The organism is Bacillus sp. FSL E2-8887 (assembly GCF_038007205.1).
Taxonomy (GTDB): Bacteria; Bacillota; Bacilli; order Bacillales; family Bacillaceae_G; genus Bacillus_A; species Bacillus_A mycoides.
On the sequence record NZ_JBBOWS010000001.1, the window covers coordinates 2,148,180 to 2,165,621 of the forward strand.

At 32.2% G+C, this 17,442-nt stretch carries 17 protein-coding genes and 1 pseudogene; 12 read left to right on the forward strand and 6 right to left on the reverse strand.

Features of this window, described 5'->3' with window-relative positions; genetic code table 11:
- Nucleotides 1–45 precede the first annotated feature (45 nt).
- Nucleotides 46–459, forward strand: coding sequence for a VOC family protein (locus NSQ08_RS10765; protein ID WP_002012925.1), 414 nt, complete (start codon nucleotides 46–48; stop codon nucleotides 457–459).
- Between the two features lie 176 nt (nucleotides 460–635).
- Here the strand turns inward: NSQ08_RS10765 and NSQ08_RS10770 are convergent, their stop codons facing one another.
- Nucleotides 636–1,268 carry a type 1 glutamine amidotransferase family protein gene (locus tag NSQ08_RS10770; RefSeq protein WP_002017047.1) on the reverse strand — a complete coding sequence of 211 codons (633 nt, stop codon included), beginning with the start codon at nucleotides 1,266–1,268 and terminating at the stop codon, nucleotides 636–638.
- 272 nt (nucleotides 1,269–1,540) lie between these two features.
- Between NSQ08_RS10770 and NSQ08_RS10775 the strand changes: the two genes are divergently transcribed.
- The 5 genes from NSQ08_RS10775 to NSQ08_RS10795 all read left to right on the forward strand — a co-directional run bounded on the left by NSQ08_RS10775 (nucleotide 1,541) and on the right by NSQ08_RS10795 (nucleotide 4,532).
- The gene (locus NSQ08_RS10775; RefSeq protein ID WP_002017049.1) at nucleotides 1,541–2,017 is read left to right on the forward strand and encodes a MarR family winged helix-turn-helix transcriptional regulator; all 477 of its coding nucleotides are present in this window, start codon (nucleotides 1,541–1,543) and stop codon (nucleotides 2,015–2,017) included.
- 153 nt (nucleotides 2,018–2,170) lie between these two features.
- The gene (gene gpmA / locus NSQ08_RS10780; protein WP_326997715.1) at nucleotides 2,171–2,908 is read left to right on the forward strand and encodes a 2,3-diphosphoglycerate-dependent phosphoglycerate mutase; all 738 of its coding nucleotides are present in this window, start codon (nucleotides 2,171–2,173) and stop codon (nucleotides 2,906–2,908) included.
- 339 nt (nucleotides 2,909–3,247) lie between these two features.
- A complete protein-coding gene (locus tag NSQ08_RS10785) occupies nucleotides 3,248–3,988 on the forward strand; it encodes a type II toxin-antitoxin system SpoIISA family toxin (RefSeq protein ID WP_002189615.1) in 741 nt (246 codons plus the stop codon).
- Between the two features lie 112 nt (nucleotides 3,989–4,100).
- Nucleotides 4,101–4,226 carry a hypothetical protein gene (locus NSQ08_RS10790; protein ID WP_002069312.1) on the forward strand — a complete coding sequence of 42 codons (126 nt, stop codon included), beginning with the start codon at nucleotides 4,101–4,103 and terminating at the stop codon, nucleotides 4,224–4,226.
- Between the two features lie 75 nt (nucleotides 4,227–4,301).
- Nucleotides 4,302–4,532, forward strand: a complete 231-nt coding sequence (locus NSQ08_RS10795) for a stage II sporulation protein SB (RefSeq protein ID WP_340774479.1) — start codon at nucleotides 4,302–4,304, stop codon at nucleotides 4,530–4,532.
- Here NSQ08_RS10795 and NSQ08_RS10800 read toward each other — a convergent pair.
- Entirely contained in the window at nucleotides 4,493–4,768 is a 276-nt protein-coding gene (locus tag NSQ08_RS10800; RefSeq protein WP_002141783.1) for a hypothetical protein, read from the reverse strand. The genes NSQ08_RS10795 and NSQ08_RS10800 overlap by 40 nt on opposite strands.
- Before the next feature lie 26 nt (nucleotides 4,769–4,794).
- Nucleotides 4,795–5,325 carry a hypothetical protein gene (locus NSQ08_RS10805; protein WP_002189617.1) on the reverse strand — a complete coding sequence of 177 codons (531 nt, stop codon included), beginning with the start codon at nucleotides 5,323–5,325 and terminating at the stop codon, nucleotides 4,795–4,797.
- A gap of 321 nt (nucleotides 5,326–5,646) precedes the next feature.
- Here NSQ08_RS10805 and spoIISB point away from each other — a divergent pair, with 321 nt between their 5' ends.
- Nucleotides 5,647–5,823 carry a stage II sporulation protein SB gene (spoIISB, locus tag NSQ08_RS10810; protein ID WP_002189619.1) on the forward strand — a complete coding sequence of 59 codons (177 nt, stop codon included), beginning with the start codon at nucleotides 5,647–5,649 and terminating at the stop codon, nucleotides 5,821–5,823.
- A gap of 18 nt (nucleotides 5,824–5,841) precedes the next feature.
- Here the strand turns inward: spoIISB and NSQ08_RS10815 are convergent, their stop codons facing one another.
- Complete coding sequence (locus NSQ08_RS10815) at nucleotides 5,842–6,231, reverse strand: YxeA family protein (protein WP_340774486.1); 390 nt, start codon at nucleotides 6,229–6,231, stop codon at nucleotides 5,842–5,844.
- Nucleotides 6,232–6,448: 217 nt separating this feature from the next.
- Here NSQ08_RS10815 and pepD point away from each other — a divergent pair, with 217 nt between their 5' ends.
- Nucleotides 6,449–7,918, forward strand: a complete 1,470-nt coding sequence (pepD, locus tag NSQ08_RS10820) for a beta-Ala-His dipeptidase (RefSeq protein ID WP_340774490.1) — start codon at nucleotides 6,449–6,451, stop codon at nucleotides 7,916–7,918.
- Between the two features lie 655 nt (nucleotides 7,919–8,573).
- Here pepD and NSQ08_RS10825 read toward each other — a convergent pair.
- Nucleotides 8,574–9,925, reverse strand: a pseudogene (locus NSQ08_RS10825) (collagen-like triple helix repeat-containing protein).
- A 915-nt stretch (nucleotides 9,926–10,840) separates the two neighbouring features.
- Complete coding sequence (locus NSQ08_RS10830) at nucleotides 10,841–11,311, reverse strand: DUF5065 family protein (RefSeq protein ID WP_002189624.1); 471 nt, start codon at nucleotides 11,309–11,311, stop codon at nucleotides 10,841–10,843.
- A gap of 454 nt (nucleotides 11,312–11,765) precedes the next feature.
- Between NSQ08_RS10830 and NSQ08_RS10835 the strand changes: the two genes are divergently transcribed.
- The 4 genes from NSQ08_RS10835 to NSQ08_RS10855 all read left to right on the forward strand — a co-directional run bounded on the left by NSQ08_RS10835 (nucleotide 11,766) and on the right by NSQ08_RS10855 (nucleotide 17,286).
- The gene (locus tag NSQ08_RS10835; protein ID WP_340774495.1) at nucleotides 11,766–12,425 is read left to right on the forward strand and encodes a CatB-related O-acetyltransferase; all 660 of its coding nucleotides are present in this window, start codon (nucleotides 11,766–11,768) and stop codon (nucleotides 12,423–12,425) included.
- A 718-nt stretch (nucleotides 12,426–13,143) separates the two neighbouring features.
- Complete coding sequence (locus NSQ08_RS10845; protein WP_016101998.1) at nucleotides 13,144–13,905, forward strand: ABC transporter ATP-binding protein; 762 nt, start codon at nucleotides 13,144–13,146, stop codon at nucleotides 13,903–13,905.
- Between the two features lie 16 nt (nucleotides 13,906–13,921).
- Entirely contained in the window at nucleotides 13,922–15,769 is a 1,848-nt protein-coding gene (locus NSQ08_RS10850) for an ABC transporter permease (protein ID WP_340774499.1), read from the forward strand.
- Nucleotides 15,770–16,119: 350 nt separating this feature from the next.
- The gene (locus NSQ08_RS10855; protein ID WP_012260947.1) at nucleotides 16,120–17,286 is read left to right on the forward strand and encodes a hypothetical protein; all 1,167 of its coding nucleotides are present in this window, start codon (nucleotides 16,120–16,122) and stop codon (nucleotides 17,284–17,286) included.
- Nucleotides 17,287–17,442 lie beyond the last annotated feature (156 nt).

The following is a 17,442-nucleotide window of genomic DNA, read 5'->3' on the forward strand; positions in this document are numbered from 1 at the left end:
CCGATGTATGTTTTGCATAAATACATAACAAGGGGATGTCTCTAAATGGGTAACACAAATCAAAAAATCACTACGTTTTTAATGTTTGAGGGCAAAGCTGAGGAAGCGATGAATTTTTACACATCGCTATTTAATCAATCAGAAATTGTAAGTATCTCTCGTTATGATGAGAATGGACCAGGTAAAGAGGGAACTGTAATTCATGCAACTTTTACGCTAAATGGACAAGAGTTCATGTGTATTGATAGTTATGTAAAGCATGATTTTACATTCACTCCAGCTATGTCTCTTTATGTAACTTGTGATACGGAAGAGGAAATCGAAACAGTTTTTAATAAACTAGCACAAGATGGAAAAGTTCTTATGCCTTTAGGTTCATATCCGTTTAGTAAAAAGTTTGGCTGGTTAAATGATAAGTATGGTGTGTCTTGGCAGTTAACTCTTGCTGGAGATGAATAATTAAAATAATATGGTGATATTAATGTTATAAAAAATAAAAGGGATGATACAAGATAAATATGTATCATCCCTTTTATTTTTTGTTTTACAACCGTCATCGGTTGTATTTATAGCGACTTTAGGGGTGCTTTTTAAGTTTTTTATATAATATAAAACTGCTAATTTAATTTTTCAGCTTATCTAGTAATTGAATTCATTAACTGGAAGAAGTATTCAGGCTTATAAGTCTTATTTAGGTTATACCATGAATGTAACGTATCTGGTGCAAATACATCAATTTTTTTCAATACTTCCATTGCAAATTCCAGAGGAGCTACTCCTGATGCAGTAATCAAATTTTCATCACATACTGCAGGTTCCATCTTATAAAGTTGTTCTCCTTTATAATTAGGACAAACCATTTTAATATATTCTAAATCATTGCTTGTATGTTTTCTAGAATCTAGGTATCCAAAATTCGCTAACCCCTCAGTTGCACCACAAATGGCAGCAACAATAGTGCCGAGTTTTAACGCTTCACCAATTTTTTTTAAGATAGGGTGATGAATGCTTTCCCCCCAAGTAGTCCCTCCAGGTAAAACTAAAAGATCGTTACTCTCAAGAGTACATTCATCCAGGGAAATATCTGGCTTTATGCTCAGTCCTCCCATCGTAGTAATAATTTCATTATTAGCTCCTACTGTAACTACCTTTAAAGGGGCTAACTCTTTTTTGAAATATCTTCCTGAGTTTAGTTCTGCAATTAAATGTCCATATTCCCAGTCTGACATCGTATTAAATACATAAAGATAAACTTTTTTTGTTTGCATACAATAACACTCCAATCACAATTGAGTTTTTAAAAAATATTAATAAATAAATTTTACAATATTTATCATTTGAATTTAACCTATTTCCTTAAGAATTCTTTAAAAAATAATTTGGATACTTTATTTGAAGGTATGATTTACGAATTAAACAACCTTCAAAAAATATAATAGTTGAAATTTGTTGGTTTTAGAATGAAGAAATTAGGCTCAATATACCAACTTAATTATTCATAATTGAGTTGTGGTATAATTTACATACAGGGGGAAAGTAGATGACACAACATAAAGAAGAGCAAATGAATGAGGCATTAGCATTATTTTACTTTGCATATAAAACTTTTACAGAAAAACCAGATGAAATAATAAAAGAGTATAGTATACAGCGTGTACATCATAGAATTCTGTTTTTTATCGCTCGTTTTCCAGGGCTTAGTGTAAATGAACTGCTATCACTTTTAGAAATAAGTAAACAAGCTCTTCACGGACCGTTGCGCCAACTGTTAGATAAAGGACTTATTGAGAGTAATGAAGCTGCACATGATCGTCGTGTGAAACAGCTGTCTTTAACAGAAGAAGGAACAGACTTAGAGAAAAAACTGAGCGATGTTCAAAGAGAACAAATGGGAGCTATTTTCTCACAGTTTGGCGAATCATGTGAAGAAAATTGGCATCAAGTTATGAATGAAATGGCAAATAGCCGTTCAGGATTTGATGCATGGACGTCTAAGCGTGAAATACCAGTAGAATAAAAGATAGAAACAGTATCTTGTTTTGTAGTTTGAAAAATCATAAATTTTTATCTGTATATTTGGCAACTATGGATAAAAAATTCACATTGCCAAAAACTTTATATGTGTACGTATTGAAATTTTAAAATTCATATTTCCGAGAGGGGAATTATAATGATAAAACTTGTACTCATTCGTCACGGACAAAGTTTGTGGAATCTTGAAAATCGATTTACAGGATGGACAGATGTGGATTTATCAAAGAATGGATTAAGTGAAGCGAGAGAAGCAGGAACAATATTAAAAAAGAATGGATATACATTTGATGTTGCGTATACCTCGGTACTAAAACGAGCAATTCGTACATTATGGATTGTACTGCATGAAATGGATCTCACTTGGGTCCCTATACATAACTCATGGAAGTTGAATGAACGCCATTATGGTGCACTACAAGGATTGAATAAAGACGAAACTGCAAAAAAATATGGAGATGAACAAGTTCATATTTGGAGAAGAAGTATAGATGTGAGACCGCCTGCACTTACTGAAGATGATCCTCGATATGAGGCGAACAATCCAAGATATAAAACGTTAAAAAAAGATGAATTCCCATTGACTGAATGTTTAGAGGATACGGAGAAAAGAGTAGTTGATTATTGGCATTCAGAAATTGCACCGTCATTAAAAAGTGGTGAGAAAGTAATTATTTCATCGCACGGTAATACAATTCGTTCGCTAGTGAAATACTTAGACAACCTTTCAAGTGATGGTGTGGCTTCATTAAATATTCCAACTAGCATTCCGCTTGTTTATGAGTTAGATGAAAAATTACGTCCGATTCGTCATTATTACTTAAGTATGGATGGAGAAGTACCTGAAGGGGAAATTCCGAAACATATTTCTTTTTAACATGAAAATTTGAAACGCATGCTTGTCTACATATACAATGTAGATTCATGATAAAGTGAAACTTTAATCAGTGGAGGGTGTTCATCCCGCACTGATTATTAGCCTTCACCAATCGGGCTTTTATGGGCAGTTGATCCCTCACCTAACGTCTTTGCTTTCGCTGAATTTTGAGGTGGGGGGGTCTTACTGCCCGTTAATGCGGGATAAAAGACGCGGCCTCCTTCTAATGTATATGCGATGTAGCTAAATTTAGAAGCTTGTCCACGTCTTTTGTCATAAAGAGAGCTGCTTGTGCATGTAATGATATCGTGAGTAGTTTTTGAATGGAGGGTGATATGATTGGTAATCTCTAACATTCGAATCGGCTTATTTATTTTAGCGATCATTTTTGTAGTTCTTGTTTTCTTTTATTGGAGAAATGAAGAGTTATACGAAGAGAAAAAGCAGCGAATTCGAAAAACTTGGTATGGATTATTCATAACATCAGTCACAGTTTATTTCATGATAAAAGGAATCGATTTAACCCTCTGGAAAAACTTATTAATGTTTACTGCGATGGTCATTTTCGTTGATATTGCATTTATTTTAACACCTAACATTTCTGAAATATGGGGAGCGAAATTTAGCGATATCGGTAAAACTGTTCAATCCATAAAGCGGTCATTAATCGCCTCAAAAGCAAGAGGAGAAATATATACGAACATTATCCAAAATATTAATCCAGCAGCATTTGGGACGATGGAATGGCATACGGAAGAGGAATATACAAAAAGCTTAAACGCATTTTTAGATTCATATGGGGAAAAAATTGGAGCGAAAATTGTTGTATTTGAAGCGGTGAAGGAATTAAATACAAACTTTCGTGGTATCCGCTCTCAATTTAGTATTATTGTTCCATTAGAACACATCGAGCAATTGAATGAGCAGAAAGCGGTGCAAGTAGAAAATGTCGGAATTATACCAGCAAAAATAGTTAGTGATGTTTTCATTGTTATTGATGGGAAGAAAAATAACCTTCAAGATCGAGATTTTGAAAATGTATATAATTTAACAATTCATCATAGTTATTTTAGTAAATAAGGACAGAATCTTTTTCTGTCCTTTTCACCTATACATAAAGGGAGAACAAATTCAGACAAGCTTGTATAAAATTGGACAATCATTCCTACACTAGCACGTAGAGGTGATTGTAGTGATAAAAGATTATGACAATGATTTTTTTAAAGAAAATAATGAAGATACAACAGATTTCTCTTTAATAAAAGGAGATACTTTGCAGCAAGTAGAAGAGTTAGAAGAAGAATTAAAAAGAAAATGATACGTGTACACTCTGTCTGCATTTGCTATATAATATAAATAAAAGGTTGTATCTTTTTGAAAAGGGGGAGAAGAGATGGCTGAAATAAATGTACAAAATTCTTCGTTTTTTAAAGAAAAAAAAGAAGAAGCAAATACAGATTTCTCTCTTGTGAAGGGTGCATTGACTCAAGATGTGAATCGATTAGAAAAATTTATGGAGGACACCCCATATAAGTATATAAAAGCATTCTCTTTTAAATTATCTTTTTATGATTTGTTTATGCACTATTTCTTTTTTTGTTTAAAAATGATTTTATACATATAATACCCAAGAGCTGCAAAAATAAATCCGACAGTAGCACCAACTACTTCTTTCATAAACAATAAGTATAACGAAGCAATAATTAGGGCAAATAATATTAAAAGTAGTATATACTTTGAAATAAATTCTAATCCTTTGTACACTAGTAGAATTACACCTGAAAGAACAGTGATGATAGGTAATATCCTATTTTCAAAAAGGCTTTCCTTTTTTTTATTAGAATTCTGTTGTTTATTCAATATAAATATACTCCCGTCTTAAAGGATTAATGTTTTATTAGTTTTTCTATTTCATTTTCGAAAAGATTTTTGGTTAAATAAGTTATATCAAAGGAATCATTTATTCTATTTCGAGTTAATAGCCATTGAGTGTTTGGTGATTCAATAACAAAGAATCCATTATCAGAAATAACTTCATCCTTTTCTGTTGTATCTAGACGCATAATAGTATAGATAGACTGCGTTGTTTTTAAATCCTTTATAAAATTCTCAGCATATAAGGAATTAAAGCCATTCTCTATTAACATTGTTTTCCCTTCTTGAATAGACAGTGGGAATAATTCTTCGATATTTTGTACCAGACGGTTTGGGAGAGTTCCTACAATTTTGCTTTCTTTTTCCCCTTCTTGAAATACTATCTGCAATAAATTTTTAGATTCTAAAAATAAACTATCGTCTGAAATTGCTTCAATTTTATGTGCAATACCATCTAAGCTCTGATATGTAACGTTTGAAGTGTTATCAATATATATGTTAGCAGTAGCTTCTAATAATTCTGGAGTCACGATAATATTCAATATGGTTAACCTTCTTATATGAGAAATTATTTTAATCAAAAATATATTAGGTGATAATCCCATTAAAATCTACTTTTATATAATATCAAATATTATTATTAAATAGTAGATTAATATTGGTAATTTTATGATAATTAACAAAAATACAAAAGATAGAATGCCAGGTAGAAGTTGAAGATACAAGAGATTTCTCTTTAATAAAAGGAGATACTATGCAGCAAGTAGAAGAATTAAAAAGAAAATGATACATGTACACTCTGTTTGCATTTGCTATATAATATAAATAAAAGGTTGTATTTTTTTATAAAAGGGGGAGAAGAGATGGCAGAAATAAATGTACAAAAATCTTCGTTTTTTAAAGAAAAAAAGGAAGAATCGAATACAGATTTCTCTCTTGTGAAAGGTGCACTAACAGAAAATATAAATCGTTTAGAAAAACTTATGAATAGAAACAGTTCGAAATATATACGAGTGAAAAAAACAAAAGAAAATGCATAGTGCATTTTCTTTTGTTTTTTATTTAGCATTTAACTTTTCTTTTACTTTTGCAGGTAACTCAGCTTCCTGAACCTCTTCATATGACTTCACTTCAATTGATGATATTTCATTTTTGCTCTTATCATCTTGATCTACATAAAGACATAAAAATGTCTTTTCATTTAATTTATGTTCGTTTGATGCTTTCTTACTTCTAAATGTAATTTGTTTTTTTACTCCGTCTTCGTCATAGGCGGGCAACGTGTAGTTTCGTAAGTTTTTACCTTCTACTTTTTCGATAGTCCCTTCGCCTTTTATCTGCACATAATACACATCTTTACCAATTCGATTTAGTGATGCTCGCTCACACCCAATAGTAATACTAGAAAATAATAAACATAGTGTAATAATTGATAAAAACTTTTTCATTTTGTTTATCTCCTTAAATTTGTTTCTTTACACAGTATACGGCTATTATGAAATGAGGAAAATCGATATAGCTTACAACACCCTTACAATATTGTAAGAGTGTTGTACATAAAATGAATAATATATTAAAAAGTTAAAAGAAAGGTAAAATAATGAATCATGGTATAATGATTAAAGACTTACATATTATTTTGTCATTTTGAGAGGAGCTTGAAAAATGTATTCTACTTTAGAACAATTAACAAAGCACCCTGTATTTTATCATTTTGCAGAAATTTCAAAGATTCCTAGAGGATCAGGTAATGAAAAGGAAATTAGTGATTATTTAGTGAGCTTTGCAAAAGAGCGTAATTTAGAAGTGATTCAAGATGAAGCATTGAATGTCATTATTAAAAAAGAAGCAACTGCTGGCTATGAAAATGTACCAGCTATTATCATTCAAGGTCATATGGATATGGTATGTGAAAAAAATCAAGCAACCGTACATGATTTTGAAAAAGATCCAATTGAATTACGAATTATTGGGGACATGTTATATGCAAATCAAACGACTTTAGGAGCGGATAATGGTATCGCAGTTGCGTATGCAATGGCTTTATTAGATGCATCAGACATTTCGCATCCAGCACTTGAAGTAGTTATTACTACTGAAGAAGAAACAACAATGGGCGGGGCTTTCGCTGTTGATGCAAATCACTTTGAAGGAAAGATTTTTATAAATATTGATTCTGAAGAAGATCATAAATTACTTGTAAGTAGTGCAGGTGGTGCGAAAGCTGTAGAAACAATTCCAGTAATATGGGATGAAGCGCCAGTGAATATGGATGCATTCCGTCTATATGTTGGTGGTCTAAAAGGCGGACATTCTGGTATGGAAATTGATAAACAACGCGGTAATGCGAACAAAGTATTAGGACGAGTATTACGTGATTTATCAGCAAATATCCAATTTGATGTAAGTGAGGTTCACGGCGGATTAAAAACAAATGCAATTCCGCGTGAAAGTGTGGCTACAATTGTATTGCGTACGGAAGATATAGAGAAAGTAGAAGAAAAACTAGAATCATGGACAAGAGTATTACAAGAAGAAATGCGTGCTGTTGATCCAGATGTTCATGTAACTCTTACAAAATTGGATGAGAAAGTAGAAAAAGTATTTGCTAAAGAGACACAAAAGCAACTTATTTCATCATTATTCTTAATTCCGAATGGCATTCAAAGTATGAGCATGGATATTAAAGGTCTAGTAGAAAGTTCAACAAATTTAGGCGTTATTGAAACGTTGCAAAATGAAATTAAATTACGTAACGAAGTGAGAAGTTCTGTCAGTAGTTTAAAACAACATATTGCAGATGAAATTAAATGTATTGCCGAATTAGTTGGTGCAACATTTGAAATAGAGTCAGAGTATCCAGAATGGCCATACAATCCGAATTCACAGATTCGTAATTTGTTTGAAAAAGTGCATCAAGAAAAATACAATAAAGATGTTGAAATCTTTGCTGTGCATGCAGGGATCGAATGTAGTGTATTCGTTCAAAAGATGCCTGAATTAGATGCAATTTCATTCGGTCCAGATATATTCAACGTTCACACTCCAGATGAGCATATTAGTATTTCTTCTGTTGTGAATAACTGGGGATTCTTCGTTGATGTAATGAAGGGAACGAAAGAATTAGTTAAGTAATAATGATGAAATGAAAAGTAGCCTATAAAACTTTATAGGCTACTTTTTTTGTATAGAATTTTATTAGAAATTCATTTTTCATCAGTATGTAATATTAAGTTTTACAGTTAATAATGATTAATTGCTGTTTTTTTAGTACTTATGAAGGGGAAAATATACTTTATTGTATATATACTTCTGTTTATTTTATATTTTATATTTTATTTTATTTGTGTTATAGCAAAATCGTCATATGTTACATTTTAATGTATTAATATATATCCGAATTAATGCATAGGGAGATGGTACATTATATTTTGGTTAGGATGTATTTTAGGATACATTGTAGGACTGGTTATTACAAGTGCATTACTTTATTTTGGTTTTAGATCCGAGGAAGAACAAAAAGAAGATATACAAAGAAAAATGATAGATGTATTTGTAAAAAAGGAAATGGAGCCACTGACGGAGAGAAAGAATAATGGGAAGGAAGTTCAATGGAATTTGAATTTTGTTAAGAAATAATTACTTTGTTTATCATATAGATTCATTTTTGAATATTGGATTTACTTAGAAACGAAAAAAGTCTCTCCAATAAGATTTGAAGAGACTTTCTCTCATATACCATAACAACTTAGCTTGTATAGAAACAGGGTTTAAGTTCTTTCTAAGGTATTTATGGAGTACCGATAGTTCCTGCGAGCAATGAAGCAATTCTATCTAAAGCTTCCTGTACTGTTGTAGGAGGAGGAGCAGCCCAATTTATTGGATTGATAGGTGCATAAGCTAAATCGAAAGCGTCATCAACTCTAATTAAAGAAGTATTTGTTCCTATAAGAGTTATTCGGGAACGAATAGGTAATGAATCAACTGTCGCTCTGACTCTTGTAATAATGTTATTAACGCCATTGACATTTAAATTACCTGAATTAGGACTGGGATTAAAAATGTTTTCTGTAATAGCAAAACTGGTTAAATTTAAAGGGTCAATTGGAATATGACCAGATTGTACATTAATAATGACATTACCATTTATTCCTCCACCAACTAAATTGACTTGAGTATCTGTGGTCGCTTGTGAATTAATAGTAATATTACCATTAGAAACGAATGAAGCAAACATCACCATGTTAATGCCATTTTGAGTATAACCAGCGGATAACATTGAGTCACGGATATTAACTTGATTCACAGAAGTAGATAAAGCTGTGAATATAGGAGTAGGGGTTATATTAACGCTAACAAAGAATAATTTACCTGAAATACTTTGCGCTGTTTGAAAGTTAAAATCAAGTGGCCCACTTATTAATGACAGATTGACAAACCCAGATCTAGGATCTTGCGAAAAATTCAAATCAAACCAAGTCGGATCATTTATATCAAAAGGAATTTGTAATCTAGTTAATAAAGTACTAGTCCCAATCAATTGAATGTTAGCTTTTAAATGAATTAATGGTTCAATATAGGTACCGGGTCCAATTTTGATAGCATAACGTTTAGTTATATTTAAAGGATCCGGAAATGGCGCTATTGCATCCGTTATTGATGCCATTGCTGCAGTAACTGTTAAAAACGGTGCACATTCAGAACCATCAGCGGTAACGTCATTACCAGCTTTGTTTACATAGACTATTTGAGTGAATATTGGTAGTGGCTCTATACATCCAGGTCCAGTGGGCCCAGTAGATCCAGTGGGCCCAGTAGATCCAGTGGGCCCAGTAGATCCAGTGGGCCCAGTAGATCCAGTGGGTCCGGTAGGTCCAGTGTCCCCAGTAGATCCAGTGGGCCCGGTAGGTCCAGTAGGTCCAGTGCTCCCGGTAGGTCCATCAGGTGGCCCAGTAGGTCCAGTAGGTCCAGTGTTACCAGTAGGCCCACACTGGTAGCTCCAGTGTTGCCAGTAGGTCCAGTGGGCCCGGTAGGTCCGGTGTTGCCAGTAGGCCCAGTAGGAAGTGTGAATGGTGGAATAGGTGGTAAAGTAGGTCCGACTAAATTAGGATTTACTGAAGAAAAAGATAAAAACTCGTCCATAATAATTTCACCTCTGAAAAATTAGTATTACTAATAATAAATGCAGAAGTAGAGAAAAGCGAAATGGACAAGTGAAGAATTAGACAATGGAATTTTCATAAAAGCGTTATTTGAAAGAAAAGGAGAATGAAGATGGATCAAAAAATAAAAGGGCATTTTATATTAGGAATTGGATATCACGGTCTAATCATAAAGATGAACTTACTTTATAACAATTAGAATACGACCCAAAAATCCAGAAAGAGTTGGGAGCTTTCTTCGAGCAAGAGTGAAAAGAATGGTCAGCAAATTATATTGATGGTGGATGGAGTTTTGAAGAGGAAGATATTTGAATAGAAAGTGACAGCTGAAATGTTTGGGGCGTATTAGCTGTCACTAAAATAGATATTAATTTTTATTATTAGTTTTTTTTAGTTAGTATTTTTTCTCTTATTTCTAGAGGGAATTGTACCAAAGATTGCTCCGGATATTGCTCCAATTAAAGTCATAAAAATTGCACTCCATGCTGCAAATGACATTATTACACCTCCAAATAATAAATTATTGTTTCTTAGCCCTTTGAATAGAAATGATAATTGCAACACCTATTAAGAAAATAAGAGGAGACCAAGAAAAGAAAGACATTTAATATTCTCCTTTCAATATTAATTTTAAACTTTTGTATAAATAAATTATCAAATATTTAAAGAGTGAACATATAGAATATGCAATATTGCATATCGGATTGTAGAACATAAAGAAGTGAAAACGGTTAGTGAATAAAAATGCTAATTTATAAAGAAAGTAAGGATTTCTTCTAGCCCTAAAAAGGGGAAACAATCAAAAAATCCCCCCCTTATATAAGGGGGCTTTTAAAATGGTCTTTGTCTAATAACAATAGTATTTAACATTTAATTAATGGCGAATTTACGTTAATTATTTTGAGATTTTAAAGCTGCCCCCATAATAATAATTTTCTCCAAGTTTCATAACAGCTACATATGTTCCTGGATTATAAACCTTAGTAATAGGTGTTACAAATCTACCATAATTATGTGTTATACCTGAGTCGTAAATGGTTTTATATCTATGCAAGTTTATTTCATCATTTTCATTTCCACTCAATTGATATATTTTTACAATACCAGTATCCTTACCACCAGTATATATATTAACATCGAATGTATCTCCATGCTTTAAGTCACCAACTGCTAACTCTTCTAAAAAATCTGCATTATGATGTAATAAAAAATAGTTTTGCCACCGCCAATTATCTAAAAGTTGTGATTCTTTTTGTGTAAGTTGCGATTCAGCAGACACGGGTGGGAGTGTACCAATTGTATTCGAAAATAAAAATCCTCCAACAGTCAATGCGCCAATAATTGTTGATTGCCTTAAAAGTTTCATGTTCTAAACCTCCTATTTACTTAAGGATTCAGAAATCGTATTTGTGAAAAACTAGCTGTGAAATCTAATGGATGATAATATCTTCTATAATCATATTAACATTTATTGATTTATCAGACAAATTAATAAATAATAAAATTATATCGAGGGAGTGAAGGCTAATATAAGAAAGAAGTTAGAGATATAGCTAATAAATCTTTATTATATGTAATTGCGATTTATTATTTGAAAACATGATTATTTTAAAACTGAAATTTCAATGCACGCGTTAAGTTTGAACACATAATTTTACAATTTGACTTATATAATTTATCACGTTATGATTTTTTTATTATAAAAGAAGGGCTTGAATATAATGATTCGTCGTTTGAGAAAGCTAAAAAATGTAGCTGTCGTATTAAGCTTCTAAGTAAATTGCAAAAATCTACAATACTTAGAAGCGAGGAATATAGTTATGAAGCATCCATTATTTAATCATTGGTCTGAAACAAAGTATTTAAAAGATATAGTAACAAATCCACTCATTGAAGTAGGAGAGTACTCCTATTATTCAGGGTATTATGGAAATCAAAATTTTGAAGATGGTTGTGTAAGGTATTTATGGGGCGATGCTAAGTCCCAAGCACTTTTCAATCCAATTGAACAGATGGGTTGGCATCTTGATAAACTTATTATTGGAAATTATGTTTGTATTGCAAGTGGCGTTATCATTTTAATGGGTGGTAATCATAATCATCACTCAGAATGGATTACAGTGTATCCATTCGCTGAGCAAATAGCACATTCATATGAACCGAAGGGCGATACAATCATTAAAAGTGATGCCTGGATTGGAATGAATGCTATTATAATGCCAGGCGTTACAATCGGTGAAGGTGCTATCGTTGCAGCAGGATCTGTCGTAAGTAAAGATGTTCCGCCATATACGATAGTGGGCGGTAATCCTGCTAAGGAAATAAAGAAACGGTTCATTGATACAGAAATGAATATGCTAATGGAAATGCGTTGGTATGATTGGGATAGAGAGTTGATTGAGAAGGCAATTCCTCTTTTATCTAGTCCAGCCATTGAACCATTATTTGCTTTTTATAAAAATGAAGTAAAAAATAAATAAATCAGCTAGAAAAACTACATTCAATATAGGATGTAGTTTTTTTATTATTTGTACTAGAAACAATTATGAAATAATCTCCCCATTATGGTTTAGTTTTTATAAATTATCTTAAGAAAAATTAAGAAATATAACCAGTAGTTCTTAATATGTTTTATTTATAATTCAAATGATTACACAAAATTGTTTCTTCATTTTCCCTTCAAGGTGTTCCATCACGAATTACTCGCCCGGAGGTAGAAAAGGTAGCTTATATGTTAGAAGTTTCAGCGATACTCCAAAAGCATCCACCTGAAGTATCTAGTGGGCAGCAACATGTATACTTGTGCATGAGCCAGCCATTATAAAGTTTATAAAGGCTGCAGCAATGATTCTTTTTTGTGAGATGGCGAAAAGGGATTTTTTATGTGCAATTCATTGTGTTTTCTTAACAAAACACCTAGTGCTTTCTTATCTTAAAGGGGAACATATTTATTACTTAGATTGTCTATTACGTGTATTACTAAAAATGGATATTCAAATTAAATACAATAAATCCCGTTTGATACCTATTTTTATGTATTACAAAAGTATGAAAGGACTTATTATTTTGAAAAATAAAAGGATGTGTATTGGTGGTGGACAAGTTTAATACTTTTACAGATGAAGCATTGCAAGTGGAAACGAAAAAGACATAACTCAAACAGTAGCTTATCAATCATATAAACGTAGGAGGATATATATGACGAAACCAGTTGTAGACGTGAAAAACGTTCAAAAAGTGTACGGTAAAAAAGCTGAGAATCAATCACACGCATTAAAAGGTGTTTCATTCTCGATTCAAGAGGGGGAGTTTGTCGGTATTATGGGGCCATCTGGTTCTGGCAAAACAACATTATTAAATGTAATTTCGACACTTGATAAAGCGACAGGTGGTGTTATTGAAATTGCAGGAACGGATATTACGAAAATGAAACAAGGTGAGCTTTCAGATTTCCGTTCACAAAAATTAGGGTTCATTTTCCAAGATTTTAACTTATTAGAGAACTTATCTATTTATGAAAACATTGCACTTCCACTTTCCCTTCAAGGTGTTCCATCACGAAATATTGGGCCGAAAGTAGAAAGGGTAGCTGATATGTTAGGAATTTCAGCAATACTTCAAAAGTATCCATCTGAAGTATCTGGTGGACAGAAACAGCGTTCAGCAGCAGCACGTGCACTTGTGCATGAGCCGGCAATTATTTTAGGGGACGAGCCAACAGGAGCTCTTGATTCTAAAAATGCAACAAGTTTACTTGATGCAATGACAAACTTAAATAAAGAACAAGGTGTATCTATTATGATGGTTACACATGATCCATACAGTGCAAGTTACTGTCAGCGTATTTTATTCATTCAAGATGGTGAGTTATATAAAGAAATTCACCGTAATGGTACACGTGAAGAGTTTTACAAAGAAATTTTAGACGTGCTTGCAGACTTAGGCACACAAAAAGCATAAGAAAGGAGGTTTGGGCATGTTATTTAAACTTTCCATGTCAGGGCTAAAAAGTAAGTTACAAGATTATATTGTATTACTTATTGGTCTAATTGTATCTATTTCAACTTTCTATATGTTTCAAACGCTATCACTAAATAAAACGTTCCTTGAATCTAATGCAAACGTTGGTCCTATTGTATTAATATTCCAAATAGGTTCCTTTTTATTAGCGATTGTAACATTTTTTTACATTATGTATGCAAACTCTTTCTTATTATCTCTTCGCCAAAAAGAGTTTGGTATGTATATGATGTTAGGAGCAAAAAAGTATAAAGTTACATTACTGATGTTCCTTGAAACAATTGTATTAGGTGCGGCATCACTTGTAATTGGGATCACAATTGGTGTAGGACTTGCAGAAGGTATCGGACAGTTATTAATGAAACAATTGGAGTTAACTGGAGAAGGTTACAAAGCTTTGTACATTCCATCTATGGTTGCTACTTGCATCTTCTTCTTTGCATTATTTGTACTATCAGCAAGTATGAATAGTATTAAATTATCACGTATTTCTGTATTACAACTTGTACATGCAGATGCACAAACAGAGCGTGTCGCGGTAAAAGGAAAAATGACAGTTGTAGTTGCATTCCTTGGTCTGATTTTGTTAGGTATTGGTTATGCATCACTGCTCTATATACCACAGGCAAAAAATCTAGGAACCGTTCCTACATTAATGGCTCTTGGATTAATCGCAGCAACTGTTAGTACTTACATGTTGTTTGGATCACTTCTCCCAGTTATGATTAAAAAATTAAAAAGTAATAAAAAGCGTAGTGAAAAAAGGCTTAATGCTTTTACCTTTGCTCAATTAAACTTCCGCATTAATGGCCTAACAAATGTGCTTGCGACGGTAGCGATCTTAGTAGCCCTTGGAGCAGGTGGAATTGCGTGTGGTATGGCATTTAAAAATGACGTTTTAAAGCAGACTGATAAAGGAACAATTTACGATTCGGTAGTTCATAATCCAACAGCAGAAGAAAAGAACATTTTGAGTAGTATTTTATTTCAAGAGAAACTTGAATATCGTTACAAAGTAGATGATAAGTATGTTTATTATATAAAAGAAGAGCTAGAGAACAATCGTCCTTTAGTAAAAGATAGAAAAAATGAGAAGATAATGAAAGTTTCAGAAGAGATTCCCATGGATGCATTTGCATTGTCAAGACAATGGGGTAAAGAGGATGCGGAATCAAAACAATGGAGAGAAGCTTTCGAAACAATTCAGCCAAATTATATACATCCTGATCGTAAAATGAAAATTGTAGATCAAAACATATACGATAGTATGAAAGATACAGAAAATACGGTGTTTATTGGGAAAACAGATGTTTTTGGAGCATACGTAAAAGAATGGAAAAAAATTGATGAATTGCAGGTAGTTAAATATAAAAATGTGAAAGTGGAAGAACTGGATAGTAAGTATCAAACATATAAGGCGAATCAAAGTTTTTCCAGCGGACTAATGTTTATGGGGTTCTTCGTTGGAATTGCGTTTTTAGCAATGATGGCAAGTTGCTTAATGTTTAAAATTCTATCTGGCGCATCTAAAGATAGTATACGTTATCAAATGCTTCGTAAAATTGGTGTTCGCCGGGAATTATTAACACAATCGATTTATAAGGAGTTATCCTTCGTATTCTTAGTCCCAGCAATTATCGGTATTGTTCACATATTAGTTGGTATGAATATGTTTGGCCCTCTTTTAATCGATCCGTATTTTCGAATTTGGTTACCAATTGTTATTTTCATAGTGATTTACTCGATTTACTACTGGATTACAGTTCAATTGTATAAAAGAATTGTACTTCCGAAAGAAGGTTAATGTAATAATGTTATGTATACTAAGTATCATCATAATTGGCCCCCGTTATGATGAAGGGAAAGGAAGTGGGAAAATAGTATCGTTCCTACATTGAGTACTACTTTAACCTTATTTGTAGGAACTCTTGCACTATCCCCTTACAATAAAATTGAATAATCATCCCATATTAATTGTTAACTATAACCGGAATTTTGACAGGATGGAACAATTATCAAAATAATATCTTGTATAAATTGTGTCTATTATAGCTATTATTTAAAATTGGGTCTGCACCAAAAGAGTGTAAATAAACATAAAACTTGTAAACCTTATTCATCATAAGGATTATCGTTTTAGAAAAGGAGTGTGTGTTGAAAAAATTTTTAAAGGTAATTTTAATCTTATTAGTAATATTTATAGGAATTATGTTGGGAAGCATAATTTTAAATAAAACATATCATACAGAGTTTAAGTCTTTAGATAACACGGATCAAAAGATGTTAAAAGAATTAGCTACTATTTATAAGAGCTTTGAAGAATCGAGTGATAAACTTTGGAATGAAGATTATCGCTTCGAAAAAATGCCATTGGTTCTGATACGTAGTAATAAAGACGGGGGATTCTTTAGACAAGAAGCTTATGCAGTTAATGTAACGGGATTAGAAAATAGTATTTTTGCAAAGGAAATAAAAGTCTCAAATTCTCTGCATCTACCTAAAGTCTATCGCTTAACTCGTTTTGATTTTAGAACTATTTCTACCTGGTTTCCTTGGAACTTTGGGACAATAAATATTAATGATATGGATGTATTTTATTTAAAATATCATCCTAAAATGTTTAGTAATCCAGATTTATATTTTGATTTTTCATCTTTCTTATTACATGAAGGTTTTCATGCTTATAAACAAAAAGATTGGACATATGATGCAAATGGTGGAGAGTTTATTCACGAATATCCGATTAATAAAGAAAATTACGCGCTAATGGGATTAGAATTTAAGCTATTAGATAAAGCAATGATTGATACAAGCCCAGAAAGTATTAATCAGGCATTATATGATTGGACAATTGTACGTAACTATCGCTATAAAAAATGGCCTCAATTAATTGGAGAAACAAAAACTGAAGCAATAGAAGGTTCAGCACGATACTTAGAGTATCGTTATAGTAAGTTAACTGGTGGAAATCTTATGGTACTTGCAAAGAAACAGAAGCCATATCATGTTACTTTTATGGAGGCGTTCAACTTCGTTGCTAATGGACAGGCAGAATCTCCAAAGTTTTTAGAGCGGAATATGAGATATGAGACTGGTTCAGCCCTTGAATTAAGCATGGACAAAGCAAATATTCCATGGAAAGAAGCTATTGAAGATAGTGCAACCAAACAAGGAAAGACACCATATGAAGTATTAAATACGTACTTTAATATAAATAATACGCCCACAATTGAAAATAAAATCAAAGAAATTAAAGAGAACAATGACTATGAAACACTTTTAGAACAAGGAGAAAAACTGGTTAAAATAAGTAACGAGTAAAGAAAATAAGATTTGAAAAAGAATTTCCTTTAATGAGCGTATTGAAGAGGATTCTTTTTTCATTTTATAAGTTATATAAACTACAGGTGTAATCAAAAAAGTTTAATTAAAAGAAGGAATCTCAAAATAATTATTTTTTATTAAAAGCTAAATTTA

Coding starts and splice junctions, on each gene's coding strand:
- NSQ08_RS10830 (WP_002189624.1), bottom strand. CDS start 11,311: ATGAAACTTTTAAGGCAATCAACAATTATTGGCGCATTGACTGTTGGA.
- NSQ08_RS10770 (WP_002017047.1), bottom strand. CDS start 1,268: ATGCAAACAAAAAAAGTTTATCTTTATGTATTTAATACGATGTCAGAC.
- NSQ08_RS10850 (WP_340774499.1), top strand. CDS start 13,922: ATGTTATTTAAACTTTCCATGTCAGGGCTAAAAAGTAAGTTACAAGAT.
- NSQ08_RS10835 (WP_340774495.1), top strand. CDS start 11,766: ATGAAGCATCCATTATTTAATCATTGGTCTGAAACAAAGTATTTAAAA.
- NSQ08_RS10845 (WP_016101998.1), top strand. CDS start 13,144: ATGACGAAACCAGTTGTAGACGTGAAAAACGTTCAAAAAGTGTACGGT.
- NSQ08_RS10795 (WP_340774479.1), top strand. CDS start 4,302: ATGGCTGAAATAAATGTACAAAATTCTTCGTTTTTTAAAGAAAAAAAA.
- pepD (WP_340774490.1), top strand. CDS start 6,449: ATGTATTCTACTTTAGAACAATTAACAAAGCACCCTGTATTTTATCAT.
- gpmA (WP_326997715.1), top strand. CDS start 2,171: ATGATAAAACTTGTACTCATTCGTCACGGACAAAGTTTGTGGAATCTT.
- NSQ08_RS10775 (WP_002017049.1), top strand. CDS start 1,541: ATGACACAACATAAAGAAGAGCAAATGAATGAGGCATTAGCATTATTT.
- NSQ08_RS10765 (WP_002012925.1), top strand. CDS start 46: ATGGGTAACACAAATCAAAAAATCACTACGTTTTTAATGTTTGAGGGC.
- spoIISB (WP_002189619.1), top strand. CDS start 5,647: ATGGCAGAAATAAATGTACAAAAATCTTCGTTTTTTAAAGAAAAAAAG.
- NSQ08_RS10815 (WP_340774486.1), bottom strand. CDS start 6,231: ATGAAAAAGTTTTTATCAATTATTACACTATGTTTATTATTTTCTAGT.